General features: G+C 64.8%; 14 protein-coding genes. 3 read left to right on the top strand and 11 right to left on the bottom strand.

Translation table 11 applies throughout. The features are described from left to right. Window positions 1-57: 57 nt before the first annotated feature. From C8C95_RS15355 to C8C95_RS15390, 8 genes are all read right to left on the bottom strand, one after another. Entirely contained in the window at window positions 58-1,545 is a 1,488-nt protein-coding gene (locus tag C8C95_RS15355) for a nucleobase:cation symporter-2 family protein (RefSeq protein ID WP_015012862.1), read from the bottom strand. A gap of 196 nt (window positions 1,546-1,741) precedes the next feature. Then, window positions 1,742-2,446: a GntR family transcriptional regulator gene (locus C8C95_RS15360; protein WP_015012863.1), complete on the bottom strand. Its 705-nt coding sequence runs from the start codon at window positions 2,444-2,446 to the stop codon at window positions 1,742-1,744. A gap of 38 nt (window positions 2,447-2,484) precedes the next feature. After that, the gene (locus C8C95_RS15365) at window positions 2,485-3,765 is read right to left on the bottom strand and encodes a C4-dicarboxylate transporter DctA (protein ID WP_116749143.1); all 1,281 of its coding nucleotides are present in this window, start codon (window positions 3,763-3,765) and stop codon (window positions 2,485-2,487) included. Between the two features lie 192 nt (window positions 3,766-3,957). Next, the gene (ggt, locus tag C8C95_RS15370; RefSeq protein ID WP_116749144.1) at window positions 3,958-5,745 is read right to left on the bottom strand and encodes a gamma-glutamyltransferase; all 1,788 of its coding nucleotides are present in this window, start codon (window positions 5,743-5,745) and stop codon (window positions 3,958-3,960) included. A gap of 168 nt (window positions 5,746-5,913) precedes the next feature. Next, entirely contained in the window at window positions 5,914-7,149 is a 1,236-nt protein-coding gene (locus C8C95_RS15375) for an ArgE/DapE family deacylase (protein WP_015012866.1), read from the bottom strand. Then, entirely contained in the window at window positions 7,146-8,924 is a 1,779-nt protein-coding gene (uraD, locus tag C8C95_RS15380; RefSeq protein ID WP_116750303.1) for a 2-oxo-4-hydroxy-4-carboxy-5-ureidoimidazoline decarboxylase, read from the bottom strand. Before uraD ends, C8C95_RS15375 begins: the two co-directional genes overlap by 4 nt. 5 nt (window positions 8,925-8,929) lie before the next feature. Continuing rightward, a complete protein-coding gene (gene puuE, locus C8C95_RS15385; protein WP_116749145.1) occupies window positions 8,930-9,910 on the bottom strand; it encodes an allantoinase PuuE in 981 nt (326 codons plus the stop codon). A gap of 14 nt (window positions 9,911-9,924) precedes the next feature. Beyond that, window positions 9,925-10,593 (bottom strand): GntR family transcriptional regulator, encoded by a 669-nt coding sequence (locus C8C95_RS15390; RefSeq protein WP_015012869.1) that lies wholly within the window; start codon window positions 10,591-10,593, stop codon window positions 9,925-9,927. Between the two features lie 108 nt (window positions 10,594-10,701). Between C8C95_RS15390 and uraH the strand changes: the two genes are divergently transcribed. Further along, entirely contained in the window at window positions 10,702-11,052 is a 351-nt protein-coding gene (uraH, locus tag C8C95_RS15395; protein WP_015012870.1) for a hydroxyisourate hydrolase, read from the top strand. 49 nt (window positions 11,053-11,101) lie between these two features. On the opposite strand, the gene C8C95_RS15400 is transcribed toward uraH, so the two are convergent. Further along, window positions 11,102-11,587: a hypothetical protein gene (locus C8C95_RS15400; protein ID WP_116750304.1), complete on the bottom strand. Its 486-nt coding sequence runs from the start codon at window positions 11,585-11,587 to the stop codon at window positions 11,102-11,104. A gap of 218 nt (window positions 11,588-11,805) precedes the next feature. Here C8C95_RS15400 and xdhC point away from each other — a divergent pair, with 218 nt between their 5' ends. After that, window positions 11,806-12,633 carry a xanthine dehydrogenase accessory protein XdhC gene (gene xdhC / locus C8C95_RS15405; protein ID WP_116749146.1) on the top strand — a complete coding sequence of 276 codons (828 nt, stop codon included), beginning with the start codon at window positions 11,806-11,808 and terminating at the stop codon, window positions 12,631-12,633. 467 nt (window positions 12,634-13,100) lie between these two features. Then, the gene (locus C8C95_RS15415; RefSeq protein ID WP_116749147.1) at window positions 13,101-14,345 is read left to right on the top strand and encodes a urate hydroxylase PuuD; all 1,245 of its coding nucleotides are present in this window, start codon (window positions 13,101-13,103) and stop codon (window positions 14,343-14,345) included. A 74-nt stretch (window positions 14,346-14,419) separates the two neighbouring features. On the opposite strand, the gene C8C95_RS15420 is transcribed toward C8C95_RS15415, so the two are convergent. Together C8C95_RS15420 and C8C95_RS15425 are read right to left on the bottom strand one after the other, a co-directional pair. Next, entirely contained in the window at window positions 14,420-15,376 is a 957-nt protein-coding gene (locus tag C8C95_RS15420) for a hypothetical protein (protein ID WP_133246240.1), read from the bottom strand. A gap of 249 nt (window positions 15,377-15,625) precedes the next feature. Beyond that, window positions 15,626-17,503 carry a phosphodiesterase gene (locus C8C95_RS15425; protein ID WP_243415704.1) on the bottom strand — a complete coding sequence of 626 codons (1,878 nt, stop codon included), beginning with the start codon at window positions 17,501-17,503 and terminating at the stop codon, window positions 15,626-15,628. Between the last annotated feature and the right edge of the window lie 97 nt (window positions 17,504-17,600).

Here is a 17,600-nt window from a genome sequence, read left to right on the forward strand (position 1 = left end):
ACAGGGGGCGGGGCCACGCGGGCAGTGGCAGGTTTTCGGCAGCGGGCAGGCGGGATGCTAGTGGGCGTCGGCCTGGCGTGCGGCGTTGACAGCGGCGGAGGTGTCGCGGCTGGCGCCATTGAAGAAAACGTTCAGGGCCACCGCCGTGATCGAGGCCAGGAGGATACCGGATTCGATCAAGGGGTGGATGGCATGCGGCATCCACTGGCGGAAGTTGGGCGCGATCAGCGGCACCATGCCCACGCCGATGGAGACGGCCACGATCATGGCGTTGAAGCGGTTGGTCTTGAAGTCCACCCCGCCCAGGATGCGGATGCCCGTGGCCGCCACCATGCCGAACATCACCAGCCCCGCGCCGCCCAGCACCATGGTGGGCAGCGACTCGACCAGCGCGGCCATCTTGGGCAGCACACCCAGCACGATCAGGATCACACCGCCGGCCACACACACAAAGCGGCTCTTGACGCCGGTGACGGCCACCAGGCCCACGTTCTGCGAGAAGCTGGTGTACGGAAAGGTGTTGAAGATGCCGCCCAGCAGCGTGCCCAGGCCGTCGGTGCGCAGGCCGCGCGTGAGGGCGGCCTGGTCCACCTTGCGGTCGGTCATCTCGCCCAGGGCGAGGAACATGCCGGTGGATTCGATCATGACCACGATCATCACCAGGGTCATGGTCAGGATCAGGATGGGGTCGAACACGGGGCCGGCAATCTCGAACGGCAGCACCAGGTCAAACCACTGCGCCTTGGCCACCTTGTCGAAGTTCATCAGCCCCATGCCCACGGCAACCACCGCGCCGATCACGATGCCCAGCAGCACCGAGATGTTGGCAATGAAGCCCTTGGCAAACTTGGCAATCAGCAAGATGGACAGCAGCACCAGGCCCGAGATACCCACACCGGTCAGGTCTGCGTACTTGGGGTTGGGCACCGTGGGCACCACGGCAAAGCCCTTGGGGACCGGCGGCAGCGATGAACCGGGTGCACCCGCCGCTGCCTGCGCCTCTGCCAGCCATTTGAGGTGCTCGGGGTTGGGCACGCTGGGCGCTGTGGGGCCCACGGGGTTGCCAAAGATCCAGTTGATGCCCACGCGCATCAGGCTGATGCCGATGACTGCGATGATGGTGCCGGTGACCACGGGCGGGAAGAAGCGGAGCATGCGGCTGACCAGCGGTGCGATCAGGATGGAGATCACACCCGCGCCGATCACCGAGCCAAAGATCAGCCCGGCCCCGGCCGTGCCACCCGTGCTCTGCGCCATCGAAATCATGGGCGCCACCGAGGCAAAGGTCACCCCCATCATCACCGGCAGCTGAATGCCAAACCAGCGCGAGGCGCCCAGCGCCTGGATCAGCGTGACCAGCCCGCACACAAACAGGTCGGCCGAGATCAGTTTGGCCACTTGGTCGGGCGTGAGGTTGAGCGCGCGGCCCACGATGAGCGGCACCGCCACGGCGCCCGCATACATCACCAGCACATGCTGCAGGCCCAGCGCCGTCAGTCGCCCCAGGGGCAGGTGTTCGTCCACGGGGTGTACGGGCGGGTTCATGGGTGTCCTTCGGCGGGTTGGGGGTGTGAATACGAAAGGAACACGGGCACCGGATGGTGCACAAATGTCCATACAAAAATCGTATACAAAATGACCGGACGCGCTTATCCCGGTTAACCCTTAGGGACGCAGCAATTTCCCGCCTGCCGTGGTGGAGGCGGTTGGACGGTGGGTGGCCTGGGTGCCTTCGGTGTGGCTAGCCCGGGTCCGTAGCTGCCGCCTTGGTGCGTGGGCTGGTCAGCGGTGCCAGGGATTCCCGCAGCCGGTCGCGCACCAGCGGCTGGCCGGGGTTGAGAGCGCCTTCCACCTGGCCGATGTGGGCCAGCATGCGCTCGCGGGCCAGGGTGGTGTTGCCGGCCTCCAGCGCCTCGACGATGGCAGCATGCTCGGCGCAGGACTGGCTGGCCGCGTGCTGCGATTGGTAGAGTGATGCGGCCAGCGTGGTGCGCGCCGTGAGGTCGCGCAGGATGTCGCTCAGGCTGCGGTGGCCCATCGCCTCGGCCAGGCAGACGTGGAAGTCTGCGAGCAGAAAGGCGCGGGTGGCAGCGTCCGCCCCTTCGATGGCCTGCTGCTCGTCGGCGATGTGCGCGCGCAGGCGGCGGGTCACGCTTTGCAGCGGTCGGCCCGCATCGGCCAGGATGCCCGATTCGATGATGCGCCGGGCGGAGAACGCGTCGCGCGCATCCTCCACCGAAGGCTCCACCACGTACCAGCCCCGGCGCGAGCGCACTTCCACAAAGCCCCGTGCCTGCAGCTGCATCAGGGCCTCGCGCACCAGCGTGCGGCTTACGCCGAACAGATCGGCCAGCTCCTGCTCGCCCAGGCGCTCGCCGGGCGAGAGTTTTTGCGCGAGGATGGATTCCACCACCTGCTGGGCGATCTGGGTCTGGTTGATGCTCATGGCCGGATTGTCGCGTGCTGCAAAAGTGCTGTGCCCGATCAGGCGCGTGGCATGGGTGGCTCGCGGCCGTCGAGCACGGCATGGGCGCGTTCGCGGTCGATGTCGCCCTCCCACGCCGCCACGGCCACGGTGGCGACGCAGTTGCCAATGAGGTTGCCCAGCGCGCGGGCGATGCCCATGAACCAGTCCACCGACAGCACCAGCACCAGGCCAATCGCCGGAATGGCAGGGATGGCCTGCAAGGTGGCGGCCAGCACGACGATGGCCGAGCCGGGTACGCCGTGTGCGCCCTTGGAGGTGACCAGCGAGATCGCCAGGATGGTCAGCAGGTCGGCCATGGAAATCGGCGTGTTGGTGGCCTGGGCGATGAACACGGCCGCCAGCGTGATGTAGATCGAGAACGCGTCCAGGTTGAACGAGTAGCCGGTGGGGATCACCAGGCCCACGGTGGAGTCGCGGATGCCCATGTGCTTGAGCTTGGCCATGATCTGCGGCAACACGCTGTCGGACGACGTGGTGGCAAACACCACGGCCAGCTCCTCGCGCAGATAGCGCAGCAGCTTGAACAGGCTGAAGCCCGACACCCGCATGATGAGGCCCAGCACCACCACGACGAAAATGACTACCGCAGCGTAGAACAGCGCCACCAGCATGCCCAGCTGCTTGAGGGAGCCCAGGCCGTATTTGCCCACGGTGAAGGCGATGGCCCCCAGCACACCCAGCGGAGCCAGCTTGATGATCAGACCCATGGTCTTGAACAGCACATGCGACAGGTCGTCGATCAGGCTGGTAACGCGCGCGCCGCGCTCCCCGATCAATGCCAGGGCGCAGCCAAAAACGATGGAGAACAGCAGGACCTGCAGCACATCGCCGTTGGCAAACGCGCTCACGGCGGTGGTGGGGATGAGCTTGAGCAAGAAGTCGGTAAAGCCGCCCCCGGTGAGCTTGCTGGCGTTTTCGGCATAGGCACCCATGGCTTTAGGGTCGAGCGCCTTGGGGTCCACGTTCATGCCCACGCCGGGCTCGAACCAGAACGCCAGCGCCAGGCCCAGCACCAGGGCGATGGAAGTGACGACCTCGAAGTAGATCAGCGATTTGACGCCCACCCGGCCCACCCGCTTCAGGTCGCCCGTGCCTGCGATGCCATGCACCACCACGCAGAACACGATGAGCGGGATCAGCATCTTGATGAGTTTGATGAAGCCGTCACCCAGGGGCTTGAGCGCGATGGCGGTGTCGGGCCACGCAAGGCCCACCACCACACCGGCTATCAAGGCCAGCACCACCTGGCCAAAAAGGGATTTGAAAAACCGGGGCATGCCAACTCCTTCAGTAGCTTTTTGAACGCAAATCTTGCATACAAGAACTGTAGGCAAGTCTGAAGGGCGGCGTATGAGGGTATGCCCGCATGCTGTCGCGAAGGGCTCAATGAAAAAGGCCACACCTTTAGAGGGCGTGGCCTTGCAAAGGCTGACAGGCGCAGTTAGCCCGCACTAGGCGGGCCCTGGCAATCAGTAGCCGAGGGTCTTGCCGTCGGGGTTGCGGGGGTCCGAGTAGCCGTACAGCGCGCCACCGCGGATCTGGATGGTCTGCGTGCGGCCCATTGAGGGCTTCACCGCGATGTTGTGGCCGCGCTGCTTGAGCAGGGCGATGGTGTCGGGCGACAGGCCCTTTTCCACGCGCAGCTCGTCGGGCGTCCACTGGTGGTGCACACGGGGAGCGGCAGCGGCCTCGGCGGGGTTCATGCCAAAGTCGATGGTGTTGACCACCGTTTGCAGCACCGTGGTGATGATGCGTGCGCCGCCGGGGCTGCCGGTCACCAGCGTGGGCTTGCCGTCCTTCAGAACCAGGGTGGGCGTCATGGACGACAGGGGGCGCTTTTTGGCGGCCACGGCGTTGGCGTCACCGCCGACCAGCCCGTAGGCATTGGCCACGCCGGGCTTGGCCGAGAAGTCGTCCATCTCGTTGTTGAGCAGGATGCCTGTGCCCTTGGCCACGATGCCGCTGCCGAAGTTGGTGTTCAGCGTGTAGGTCACGGCCACGGCGTTGCCCGCCTTGTCCACCACGCTGTAGTGGGTGGTCTGGTCGCTCTCATACGGCTGGGGCTGGCCGGGCTTGATCTCCTTGGCCGGGCGGGCGCGGTTGGGGTCGATGCCCTTGGTCAGCGATTCGGCATAGCGCTTGGAGGTCAGGCCCTTGAGCGGGATCTTCACGAAATCCGGGTCGCCCAGATATTCGGAGCGGTCGGCATACGCCAGCTTGCTGCTCTCGGCCATGTGGTGGATGGTCTGCGCGCTGTTGGGACCCCACTGGGCCAGGGGCAGCGGCTCCAGCATGTTCAGGATCTGCACCAAGTGCGGGCCGCCCGAGGAGGGTGGGGGCATGGTTACGATCTCATACCCACGGTAGGTACCACGCGTGGGTGCGCGCTCCACCACCTTGTACTCGCGCAAATCCTGCAGCGTGATGGCGCCCGCGTGGGGTGCCATTTCGGCCGCGATCTTCTGGGCGATCTCGCCTTCGTAGAACGCCTTGGCGCCCTGCTGGGCAATCAGGCGCATGGACTGCGCCAGGTCTTTTTGCACCAGCGGGTCGCCCACCTTGAGCGGCTCGCCGTTCTTCCAGAAGATGGCCTGGGTGGCGGGCCACTTGCCCATGTTCTTCTTCTCTTGCTGCAGGATCTTGGCGAGCGTTTCGCTCACCGGGAAGCCCTTGTCCGCCAGTTCGATGGCCGGGGCGATCACACGCGACAGGGGCAGGGTGCCCCAGCTCTTGAGTGCGTGTTCCATGCCCGCCACGGTGCCGGGAACGCCCACGGCATAGTGGGTGTACAGCGACTTGCCGTCCACCACATTGCCCTTGGCGTCCAGGTACATGTCGCGCGTGGCCTTCGATGGCGCCACTTCGCGGAAGTCGAGGGCCACGCTCTTGCCGGTCTTGGCGTCGTGCACCATCATGAAGCCGCCACCACCCAGGTTGCCCGCATTGGGCAGGGCCACGGCCAGCGCAAAGCCAATGCCCACGGCCGCATCCACAGCGTTGCCACCGGCCTTGAGGATGTCCAGGCCAATCTGCGAGGCCAGCTCCTGCTCGGAGGCGACCATGCCATTGCGTGCCACCACGGGGTGGAACACGTCCATGTCGAAGTCGTAGGCTGCACTGGCGGCCTGGGCCGAGGCGGTCTGCTGCACTGCGGGCGCGGGTGCAGCCGTGGCTACCGGCGGCGTGCTGCCGCAGGCCGTGAGGCTGGCCAGGGCCAGCACAACGCTGCCAGCCAGCAGCGTATGACGAATGTTCATGGGATATCTCCTGGTGTGTGGAATCTGGAAATGACAACGGGCGCACCCAGCCGAAGGATGCGCCCGCGCCAGTGTAGGTCGGTCAAAGGGCTGCCAGAGGCAATCTCGCCATGACATTGAAGCGCAGCACTGATGTGCTGCGTGCATTACTTACTGCCCTGTGGGACCTCAGGCGAGCAAGTCGCTTAATGTCCGTGCAATCACCTTGGTGGCGCGGCGCAGGTCTTCGAGCTGCAGGCGCTCGTCGGCGCGCTTGGCGTGCGATTCGAGGACCGTGCGGGGGCCTGCACCGTAAATCACGCCGGGAATGCCGCGCTCCACATACAGGCGCACGTCGGTGTAGAGCGGCGTGCCCACGGCAGGAACCGGTTCACCGATCACGGCTTGGGCATGTTGCTGGATCGCGTCGACCAGTGGCTTGTTGCCCGCCAGCGGCGTCATCGCGTTGGCCAGCAGCAGGCGCTTGATCTCCACGCTGATACCGGCGCGCTCGCCTGCGGCCTGTTCGATCACGCGGCGGATGGTGGCTTCGACCTCCACCGGGTTTTCCTCGGGGATCATGCGGCGGTCGAGCTTGAACATCACCTTGCCGGGCACGACGTTGGTGTTGGTCCCGCCCTCGATGCGGCCCACGTTCAGGTAGGGGTGCTTGATCCCCTCGACCTTGGACGTGACCTTCTTGTACTCATCGTTCTGCGCGTACAGCGCGTTCAGGATGTGCACGGCGCCCTGCAGAGCGTCCACGCCGGTGTGGGGCACGGCGGCGTGGGCCATCTTGCCGTGCACCGTCACTTCCATCTGCAGGCAGCCGTTGTGGGCGGTGACCACTTCATAGCTGAAGCCCGCGGCAATCATCAGGTCCGGCTTGGTCAGCCCCTTTTGCAGCAGCCAGCCGGGGCCCAGTTCACCGCCAAACTCTTCGTCGTAGGTGAAGTGCAGCTCTACCGCGCCCTGGGCGGGCCTGGCCACGGCTTCGAGAGCACGCACCGCAAAGGTGAAACTTGCAAAGTCGCTCTTGCTCACGGCGGTGGCGCGGCCGTACATGGCGCCATCGACGATCTCGGCGCCGTAGGGGTCGTGCGTCCAGCCTTCGCCGGGCGGCACCACGTCGCCGTGGGCGTTCAGGGCGATGGTCTTGCCGCCGCTGCCGTATGGTCTGCGCACGATGAGGTTGGTGATGGACTCCATGCCGTAGGCCTGCACATCGGCGGTGGGCACGGCATGCTTTTCGGCCTCGTAGCCAAAGTCCTTCAGCAGCTCTGCCGTGCGTTCGGCGTGGGGCGCGTTGTTGCCGGGGGGCGTGTCGGTGGGCACGCGCACGAGGGCCTGCAGAAAGCGCACTTCTTCGTCAAAGTGCTGGTCGATCCAGGCGTCCAGCGCGGCGTGGTGGTTCGGGGTGGTCATGGTTGTTGTTCCTCGGCAAGCTGGTGCAGCACCTGGGTGAAGGCGTCCACGGCCAGTTGCATGTCGTTGTTGGTGGTGGATTCGAGCGGGTTGTGGCTGATGCCGGAGTTTTCTCCGCGCACGAACAGCATGGCCTGCGGCATGATTTCGTGGAGCTTCATCGCGTCGTGGCCTGCGCCACTGGGCATGCGGAACACGGGTACGCCCAGGTGGTCCACCGCGCGCTCCCAGTGGTGCTGCAGCGCCGGGGCGCTGGGGGCGGCGGCAGCGCGCATGGATTCTTCGAGCGTGTAGCGCAGGCCGCGCCGAGCGGCGATCTGGCCCAGGTGGTCCAGCACATCGCGCACCAGCGCGTCGCGTTGCGGGTCGGTGGGCGCACGCAGGTCCAGGCTGAACTGGCAGCGGCCCGGCACCACATTGATGGAGCCGCCGGGCACGTTGAGCAGGCCTATCGTGCCCACCGAGTCCCCGTCCTGGGCGGCGCGCTGCTCGATGTACAGCGCCAGTTCTGCCACGGCCACGGCCGCATCGCGGCGGCGGTCCATGGGGGTGGTGCCTGCGTGGCTGGCGGTGCCGATCATTTCGCCCACAAAGCGCACGCCACCGTTGATAGAGGTGACCACGCCCAGCGGCAGGTCCAGCTCGTTGAGCACCGGGCCCTGTTCGATGTGGACTTCAATAAAGCCCAGGTACTGGGCCGGGTCGCGTTGCAGCTTGGCAATGTCGTCAATGCACAGCCCCGCCTGCTGCATGGCAGCGCGCATGGTCACGCCGTCGGCATCCTTCTGGTCCAGCCAGGCGGGGTTGAAGTGCCCGATGAGCGCGCCCGAACCCAGGAAGGTGGCCTTGTAGCGCTGGCCTTCCTCTTCGGCAAAGGCAATCACCTCGATACCAAACGGCAGGCGCCGGCCCGCGCGGTGCAGTTCGCGCACGCAAGCCATCGGCACAAAGATGCCCAGGCGCCCGTCGTACTTGCCGCCGTTGCGCACGGTGTCGTAGTGCGAGCCCGTCATAAGGTACTTTGCACCGGGTGTGGCGGCGCGATACCGTCCCACCACGTTGCCCACGGCGTCCACCTCGACCTCGTCAAAGCCGCAGTCGCGCATCCAGTGGCTGATGCGCTGGGCGCAGGCGCGGTGGGCGTCGGTGAGGTAGGTGACGGTGAGCTGGCCCTTTTCGGCAAAGCCGGGGTCGGAGTGTTCGGCCAGCTTTTCATGCCAGTCCCAGACGTCATTGCCCAGTACGGGTTCGGCGGCGAACTTGTCGTTCAGGCGGATCTCGGCGATGCGGTGGATGTTGCGCAAGGCCTCAGCCACCTCGAACTCCGGGTGGTTGTCGAGCCGTCGCGCAAAGGTGTCGATGATCTGCTGCTTGTTCAGCCCCGCGCCGCGCGGTCCGCGCACGGCCAGAATGAAGGGGAAACCAAAGCGGGCGTTGTAGTCCGCATTGAGCTGCTGGATGCGCGCAAATTCTTCGGGCGTGCACTGGGTCAGGCCCGCCTTGGACTGCTCGTTGGTCGATTCGGCGGTGAGGCTTTTGGCTACCATGGCCTTGCCCGCCAGCTCGGGGTGGGCGCGGATCAGGCCCAGCTGCGCCTCGGTGCTGGCGGTGCGCACCGCGTGGGCCAGGGCGTGCTTGAGGTGTGCCAGCGAGCGGAATGGCCGCTGAGCAAGCGCCTGTTCGGCAATCCAGGGGGAATGCTCGTACACGCCGTCCAGCGCCTCCAGGGCCTGCGCGGGCGTGGCGGCGTTCAGTTGGTCAAGGGTCCATGCCATGGTCATCAGGCCTTTGTGGTGGGATAGGGGTGCACGGCCTTCCAGTGGCGCGCGATGTCGATGCGGCGAGCCACCCACACCTTGTCGTGCTGTGCGATGTGGTCCAGAAAGCGCTGCAGCGCCGTGATGCGGCCCGGGCGGCCCAGCAGGCGGCAGTGCATGCCAATGCTCATCATCTTGGGCGCGTTGTCGCCGGCGGGGTCGCCCTCGGCATACAGCGCATCGAAGGTGTCCTTCATGTACTGGAAGAACGGGTCGGCGTGCGAGTAGCCCTGCGGCAGCGCAAAGCGCATGTCGTTGCAGTCGAGCGTGTAGGGCACGATGAGCTGTGGCACCACGCTGCCGTCGGTTTTTTGCACCTTCATCCAGAAGGGCAGGTCGTCGCCGTAGTAGTCGCTGTCGTATTCAAAGCCGCCGTAGTCAGCCACCAGGCGGTGGGTGTTGGGGCTGTCGCGGCCGGTGTACCAGCCCAGACCATGTACATGGTCTTTCGAACTTCCTCTTGCGCCCGTCATGCGTTGAATGATTTCCATCGCCTCTTGCATGTGGGCGCGCTCCACCTCTTCGGGGATGTGCTGGTAATGGATCCACTTGAGCCCATGGCACGCAATCTCGTGGCCCAGCTCCACAAAAGCCGCCGTGAGGTCGGGGTGGCGCTGCAGGGCCGTGGACACGCCGAACACCGTGAGGGGCAGCTGGCGCTTTTCAAACTCGCGCAGGATGCGCCACACGCCAGCGCGCGATCCGTATTCATAAATGCCCTCCATGCTCATGTGCCGCTCGGGGTAGCTGGCCGGGTTGAACATTTCGGACAGGAACTGCTCGCTACCCGCATCGCCATGCAGCACCGCGTTTTCGCCGCCCTCTTCGTAGTTCAGGACGAATTGCACGGCAATGCGCGCGCCACCGGGCCACTGGGCGTGGGGCGGTGTCTTGCCGTAGCCAATAAGGTCGCGGGGGTAGGCCTGGGTGGTGTCGTAGATCATGGTGGGGGTGGTTTTCAAGAGGCCAGTGCGGCGGCCAGGTCACTGGCCGGGCGCTTGCGGTCAAAGGTCAGGCTGGCTTCGACATGTTCGAGGTGGCTTTGCATCAGGGCGACGGCACGTTCTTCGTCGCGCGCGGCCAGGGCCGCCACGATGTCGGCATGCTCCTCGTGCGAGTGCTCGGCCGCGCTGGCCGACTGGTACATCAGCGTGATGAGGGCGCAGCGCGAGATCAGGTCGCCCAGCATTTGCGCCAGCACCTCGTTGCCCATCAGTTCGGCCATGCGCACATGGAAGTCGCCGAGCAACTCGGTACGGGTGCTGGCGTCGTGGGTGCCCATGGCGGCCTTCTCGCTGGCCACGTGGGCGCGCAGGGCCTTGAGCTTGGCGGGCGTCACGCTGCGCACAAAGGCGCGGGTCATCTCGGTCTCCAGCATGCGGCGCACGGCAAACACCTGGCGCGCCTCCTCGACCGAGGGTGTCGCCACAAATGCGCCCCGTGCGGGCTCCAGCGTGACCAGCCGGTTCTGTGCCAGCTGGAACAGCGCCTGGCGCACCAGCGTGCGCGACACGCCAAAGTGGTCGGCCAGCTTTTGCTCGGCCAGCTTGGTGCCGGGTTGCAGGCGGTGCTCTACGATGGCGCGGGTCAGCGCTTCAACAATGGCGCTGGTCGAGGAAGATTCCATGGCTGCATGATACGGTGGATGGTGAAAAGTGTATACACTTTTGGTCTACACACTGCGATCTGGCAATCGTCGCCGATTGGACAGACTCTTACTTCAGGAGATTTCCCCATGGGATTGAGCACCCACGTTCTGGACACCATGAACGGCTGCCCTGCGGCCGGCATGGAAGTGGCCCTGTATTCCACCGACGGCGACAACGCCACCCTCATCAAGCGCCTGGTGCTGAACCACGACGGCCGCACCGATGCGCCGCTGTTCGACAACGCCAGCCTGCGCACCGGTACCTACCGGCTGCGCTTTGATGTGGCGGGTTACTTCAAGGCCCGGGGCGTGCAGCTGCCCGAGCCGAATTTTCTGAACCAGGTGAGCCTGGACTTCGGCATTGCGCATGCCGACCAGCACTACCACGTGCCGCTGCTGGTCAGCCCCTGGAGCTATTCGACCTACAGAGGCTCGTAGCAAGCGCTGCCAGAAGGCGGAAGCGGCCTAGCCGCTCAGGGGGGTGTCGCTACAGCTGCCCTTCGGTCAGCGTATCGAGCTGAAAGTGCCCGCTCTTGTCCCACAGCCAGGTTTCGGTGTACGTGACCTTGCCCATGCGGGCCGGGACAGGGAAGGGGGCCGCAGCGCGCACCGTGCGCTCGATCTCGGTGACCACCTCGGGGGCGTGGCGCGGGGCGCGCATCCAGTGCAGGCGGGTGATCTTGCCCGCGCGGTCGATGTCGAGCTGCAGCACGCCAATGGCATACAGCTGCGGCGGGAGTTTGCCCTTGAAGATGCGTTCGCGGTTCAGGCCATACAGGTGCGTGGCGGCGTCCTGGCGGTAGGCCAGCGGTGTGGCAGCGGCCGAGGGGCGCGCAGACCCGGCCGTGGCGGGCACGGGGCCCTTGACGCCGCTGGCATCGGGGCCGGTGGAGGGGACGCTGTCGGGCGCGGGGGGCGGCGTGGGCTCTGGCGGGGACTTGCAGGCCGAGACCAGCGCCGCACCCACGGCCATGATGCCTGCCAGCAACCAGTGGCTGCGCTTTCCGGTGGAGCGGGGAGAGGGCGTGTCGTGCATGGTGTGAAAGGTTCCTGAGGCTGCGGGCACGATAACCCAGCGGCGAAGGTGGTACGTTACAAAATGACGACGGCTGCAAAGGGGATGCAGCAGACTCACCGGAGGGTGAGCCGCTTGCCTGGCCCCGTTTTTCGTCCGTCACGAAAAGGATCGCGGTGACAAATTTGCAAATGCTGCTGGACGGCCTGGGGGCCGCGCCAGCCTGTCTGGTGACCGTGGAGTCTACCCAAGGGTCCGTGCCCCGGGAGCGCGGCGCCTGGATGGCGGTATTTGCCGACCAGCTGGTGGGCACCATCGGCGGCGGGCATCTGGAGCTGCAGGCGATTGCCGAGGCGCGCCGCCGCCTGGCGGGTGGGCCGGTGACGGCGCTTGGGCCGATGCGGTTTGCGCTGGGCCCGGCGCTGGGCCAGTGCTGCGGCGGGGTCGTGCACCTCGGGTTTGAGTTGCTCACAGCGCAAGACGCACCAAGCCTGGCCCAGCGATTGGCGCCCCGCCTGCATCCAGTGGCCTTGTTTGGCGGCGGGCACGTGGGCCACGCGCTGGCCCGCGTGCTGGCGCCACTGCCCTTTGCCCTGACCTGGATCGACAGCCGGGACGGCATCTTCCCGCCCGACCCGCCGGAGGGCGTGGTCTGCGAACACTCCGAGCCGGTGCAACTCGCCGTGCCCCGCCTGGCACCCGGCAGCCGCGTGCTGATCATGAGCTTCAGCCACGCCGAGGACCTGGACGTGGTGGCCGCCTGCCTGCGCCGCCAGCGCGAGCAGGGCGACCTGCCCTTCATCGGGCTGATTGGCAGCCAAACCAAATGGGCCACCTTCAGCAACCGCCTGCATGGGCGCGGGTTCGCGCCCGAGGAGCTGGCGCAGGTGACCTGCCCCATCGGCATTCCCGGCATTGGCGGCAAGGAGCCCGAGGTGATTGCCGTGGCCGTGGCAGCGCAGTTGCTGCAGACGCTGCAGCCAGCGCCAAAGGCTGGGGAATGAGGGTAATTCCGGCCCCGAATGCCCCAGGTTGGGGCTGGAATCGGGAACAATTCCTGCATACACTTTGACGTACCGGTCGCAGCGGTGCCCCGGCCAGCAACCCACTGGCCAAGGTGCGCGACCTCAATGTCTGCTCAGAGCGCCCGCAGTGGTGAGCAGGTTGCAAGAACGTGTTTGTGATCTCCCAGGGGGCGCGCAGCTGTCTTTGCGGGATGGGGTGCCAGGCGCGGTGCGCAGCCAATAGCTCGGCTATTGGCAAGTGCCGCAACGCCGCAGACCGCCCGCAAAGACCACTGCCCGAAGGGTTGGAGCGAAATCGTGCGATTGAATGCCTCGGCTGCTTGCATGGGCATGAGCCCATGCGGCGCATCCGAGGCATCCACTCATCCCGATTGCGCTCCAACGCGGTCCCCTGCGAGATCGCAAACACGTTCAATGTGGCGCTAACGCGCCATCAAGGTTGAGATATGGAAAGCTACTTTCTCGACTGGGCCAACCTGCTTTTGCGCTGGGTCCATGTCATTACGGCCATCGCCTGGATCGGCTCGTCGTTCTATTTCGTTTTTCTGGACAGCAGCCTCACGCCGCCTGAGGACGAAGACCTCAAGAAACAAGGCGTGAGCGGCGAGCTCTGGGCCGTGCACGGCGGCGGGTTCTACCACCCCGTCAAGTTCGCGGTGTCGCCGCCGCAATTGCCCAAACACCTGCACTGGTTCTTCTGGGAGAGCTACAGCACCTGGATCAGCGGGTTTGCGCTGTTCACCGTTTCCTACCTCTACAGCGCCAGTACCTACCTCATCGACAAGTCGCGCATGGACTGGGCGCCCGCCACGGCCATCATGGTGGCGCTGGGCTTCTTTGTGGTGTTCTGGCTGCTGTACGACGCCATCTGCCGCATCTTCGGCCAGCGCAAGAACGGCGACGCCATTGTGGGCGCGCTGGTGCTGGTGCTGGTGTGCGTGGCCTCGTGGCTGGCCTGCCACTGGTTTGCGGGCCGCGCGGCCTTCCTGCTGGTGGGGGCGATGATCGCCACATCCATGAGCGCCAACGTGTTCTTCTGGATCATCCCTGGCCAGCGCACTGTCATCAGCCAGATCAAGGCTGGCCAGCCCGTGGACCCGATCCACGGCAAGCGCGGCAAGCAGCGCAGCGTGCACAACACCTATTTCACGCTGCCGGTGCTGTTTGCCATGCTGAGCAACCACTACAGCTTCACCTGGAGCCACCCGCAAAACTGGCTGGTGCTGATCCTGATGATGTTCGCGGGCGCGGCCATCCGCCAGTTCTTCGTGATGCGCCACGGCTACAAGCTGGGCCGCAACGGCAACCCGCTGCCGTATGCGCTGGTGGGTGTGGCCGTGATCGTGGGCGCCATTGTGTGGATGCGCCCCGCACCGGTGGCCACCCCCGTGGTGAATGCTCCTGTTTCAGGAGCTGCCAGCGCAGATAAAACCGGCGCTAGCGGCCAAAATGACTTCAAGGCCGTGCAGGCGGTGCTGGAACAGCGCTGCTACATGTGCCACGGCGCTGCGGTGCAGATGAAGAACCTGCGACTTGATTCGCCCGACAGCGTCAAGCAACATGCCCAGGCCATCTACCAGCAGGCCGTGGTGCAAAAGCTCATGCCCATGAACAACGCGACGGGCATCACCGATGCGGAGCGGGCGCTGATTGGGAAGTGGTTTGAGGCAGGGGCTGCAACGGGGCCTTGAGGTTTGCGGCATTGGACGGCAGGGAGGCAAACGCTGCGATGAGGGCAAACGGTTACGGAAGCTCAACGTCTCAGCTATGCACCACTGTCGCCCTTAAGTTTTGGTAACGCCTTGCCTGCACGCTCAATAAGCACCACAGCTTTCTCTAGCGCCGAGACATCCGGGGGGCCTTCGTCTGAACGAGAGAATGCGTTTGCCCCCGCAATATTCCAGTGCTCGAAGGCCTCCTTCACTTGCGACCAGTCAGCTGCTGCACCGTAGGATTCAAGGTAAAACTTCCCGAAATTGATGGCATGCCGGCGATCTGCGTTCTTCAAGGCCTCTTGCATGTACGAGCTGCTGAACAAGAAGGAATATTTGGCCAGGCCCGCGAGCAATGCGACGGCAATGAGACCTTTAAAAACTGAAAACGCGAGGAATTCCCAAGTTATTTGAGACGGCAGGCTTACAACAGACGTAAACGTGACGTATGCAAAAAGGAATACACCCCCAAGCAGCGCACCAGCGCCGACGCAACTCCAGATTTTTGAAATTCTGTGGAACTGCGTCTCCTTGCGATCCAACGTGTCAAGTGCATCCGAAACGTAGTCCTTAGAAGTCTTTTCGATCTTTCGCCGACTCTCTTCGTTGTAGCGCTCCTTCTCCTGTTGCAACTCGATTAGAGCCTGCTGTAGTTTCGCTTCGCGATTGCCGATTTCATTCTGAAGATGCTCCCGCAAGGCTTCTGTTTCGGCTTGGCGATGCATTAGGTGATTTTCAAAATCACGCTGGCGCTCAATCAACTTCTTCTCTCGTTCTGCAAAGAACCTCTCACGAGCTTCCATTTCCCTTTGCAGTTCCTTCTCCCGCGCAAGCTGCTCTTCTTTTAGCTTGGCTCGATAAGCATCTAGCTCGTGCTCTTGTTTCTGGATGACCTCCCGGTAGCGCAGCAATTCGCGTTCGCGTGCTGTCAGGCGCTTCTCTTCTTGAAGGGCCAGATCCTTCATTCGGGCCTCTTCCATCATTCGGGCCTCTTCCATTCGTTCTTGCATGCTAGAAGTCTCCGAGTGGTGCATAACGTGATGTATCTCGTACAGCTTACGAAGTAAAAATCACTGTGCAGGATATTCTGAAAACAGAATCCTCCTGAATTTGGCTTGCAGCCTGGGATTACGGTAGATGTACTGTAAAAATTCCGCGAGATTCCGCGCGCCTCAGTTGAGCAAACTATAGCCTGCGAAGTTTGAAATGCAGTGTGACCAAGACTCAGATGTGAGCTGCAAATGAGCCAACGATTGGTCCTACGCTGCTAAAACATCCTGCAGCGCCCGCGTGGCAGCCACCGCCCCCAGGCTCGACTCGGTAAACCCGCCATGCAGCACCACCCCGGTTGATGCCTGCTTCGCCTCATGCTTGGCCACGGCGGCCAGGTTGGCCACTTCTTCGGCATGCCGAAAGCGCCCGGGCGTGATGCGTACGGCACCGATGGCCAGCGTGGTGCACGGAAAGAAGCGCTGCACGCCATGCCGGTCCTCGGCATGGATGCCGCCTGCCAGCCGTGCGCTGTCGTCGAACAGCGTGACGGCCTCGCGTGCGAACTCGTCCACGATGTTCTTGCAGCGCTGCAGCCAGTTGCTGCTCTGGAAGATCAGCATGAAGTCGTCTCCGCCCACATGGCCCACGAAGTCGCTGCGCGCGTCGCAGTGGGCCGTGGCCAGGCGCGCCACCAGGCGGATCATCTGGTCGCCGCGCCAGTAGCCGTAGTGGTCGTTGAAGGGCTTGAAGTTGTTCAGGTCCGCGTAGCAGGCCACAAACTCGGTGCCGCTTTCCAGCAAGCGCTGGATGTGCAGGCTGATGGGGATGTTGCCTGGCAAAAAGGTCAGTGGGTTGGCGTGGCGTGCGGCTTCGATGCGGGTCTCTGTCACGGCGCGCACCAGTTGGTCGCCGGTGCCCAGGCCCAGGTAGCGGCCGTTGTCGGTGACGATGTAGCCGTCGCTCAGGTAGCGCTGGTCCTGCGAGGTGAGGATGCCCACGAGCTGGTCCACATCGCAGTCCAGCTCCACCACGCGCGGCGCCAGGTTGGCAAACGCCAGGCAGGACTTGCGGCCATGCACCTCACGGAAGTACGGCGTGGCGTAGTGGTTCATGAACTGCTGGCGGTTGATGAGGGCCACGGGGCGCGACCCGTCCACCACCGCTAGCGCATGCAGGTCAGTGTGCTGGCGGAACAGGGCGGCCACGGCGTCGTTGTTGGTGGCGGGCGCTGCGGTGGGCGCCTGCACCACCAGCAGGCTGCGCAGGATGCCCGGGCGCGCAGTCTGGCCCAGGTGCGGCAGCACGGCCACGCGGCGGTCGTGCATGACCTCCAGCGCTGCGTCGTCCACGGCCTCGCGCGGAGCCATGGCGGGGCGGCCCAGCAGCCAGCCCTGGCCCAGGGGGATGTCCAGGTCGCGCAGCGCGCGCAAGTCGTCGCGGGTTTCGATGCCTTCGGCAATGAGCTGGGTGCCGAACACGTCGGCGATGCCCTTGATGGCCTGCAGCATCTGCAGGTTTTCGGGGTGGTCGCTGATGTCGCGGATGAAGTATTTGTCGATCTTCACGAAGTCGGGTTTGACCTCGGACCACAGCCGCAGGCTGGAGCGGCCGTCGCCAAAGTCGTCCAGCGCCAGCCGCGCGCCGCAGGCGTGCACGGCCTTGATGGCCTGGCGCAGCTGGGGCATGTCGGTTACGCGTTCGTGTTCGGTGATTTCCAGCACCAGCATGCGGGCGCTCAGGCCCAGGCTGCGCACGGTGTCGCCCAGCGCTGTGGCACCGATCAGCTGGACGCCATGCACCAGCGCATCGGCGCTGATGTTCACAAACAGCCGACCCGGGGCATCGTGCCGCCCCCATTGCTCCATGGCGGTGTAAACGCAGAGCAGCTCAAAGTCCTGCAGGATGCCCTCGTGCCGGGCCAGCTCCAGCAGTTTGTCGGGGGTGTGCAAGGGGGTGTTCTGGGGGCCACGTATCAGCGCTTCGTGCGCGTAGACCTGGCCCTCGCGCAAGTCGGCCAGGGGCTGGAACACGCAGTACAGACCGCCCTCGCGCATCAGCCGCGCCAGGGGGCCGGTGCCCTGGCGGGCGGCGGGCGACAGCAGTGCCATCATCGCCTCCAGTCGGCTCCATGGGGTGTTGTGCATGGCTGTTGTGGGTCCCTGAGCAAGGGTGCCGACGATACCGGCGGCGTGTGACAGGCTTGTTACAGCAACGTGACTGGTACTACCGCTGCACAATGCG

It is taken from the genome of Acidovorax sp. 99, assembly GCF_003096455.1.
GTDB classification, from domain to species: Bacteria; Pseudomonadota; Gammaproteobacteria; order Burkholderiales; family Burkholderiaceae_C; genus Acidovorax; species Acidovorax delafieldii.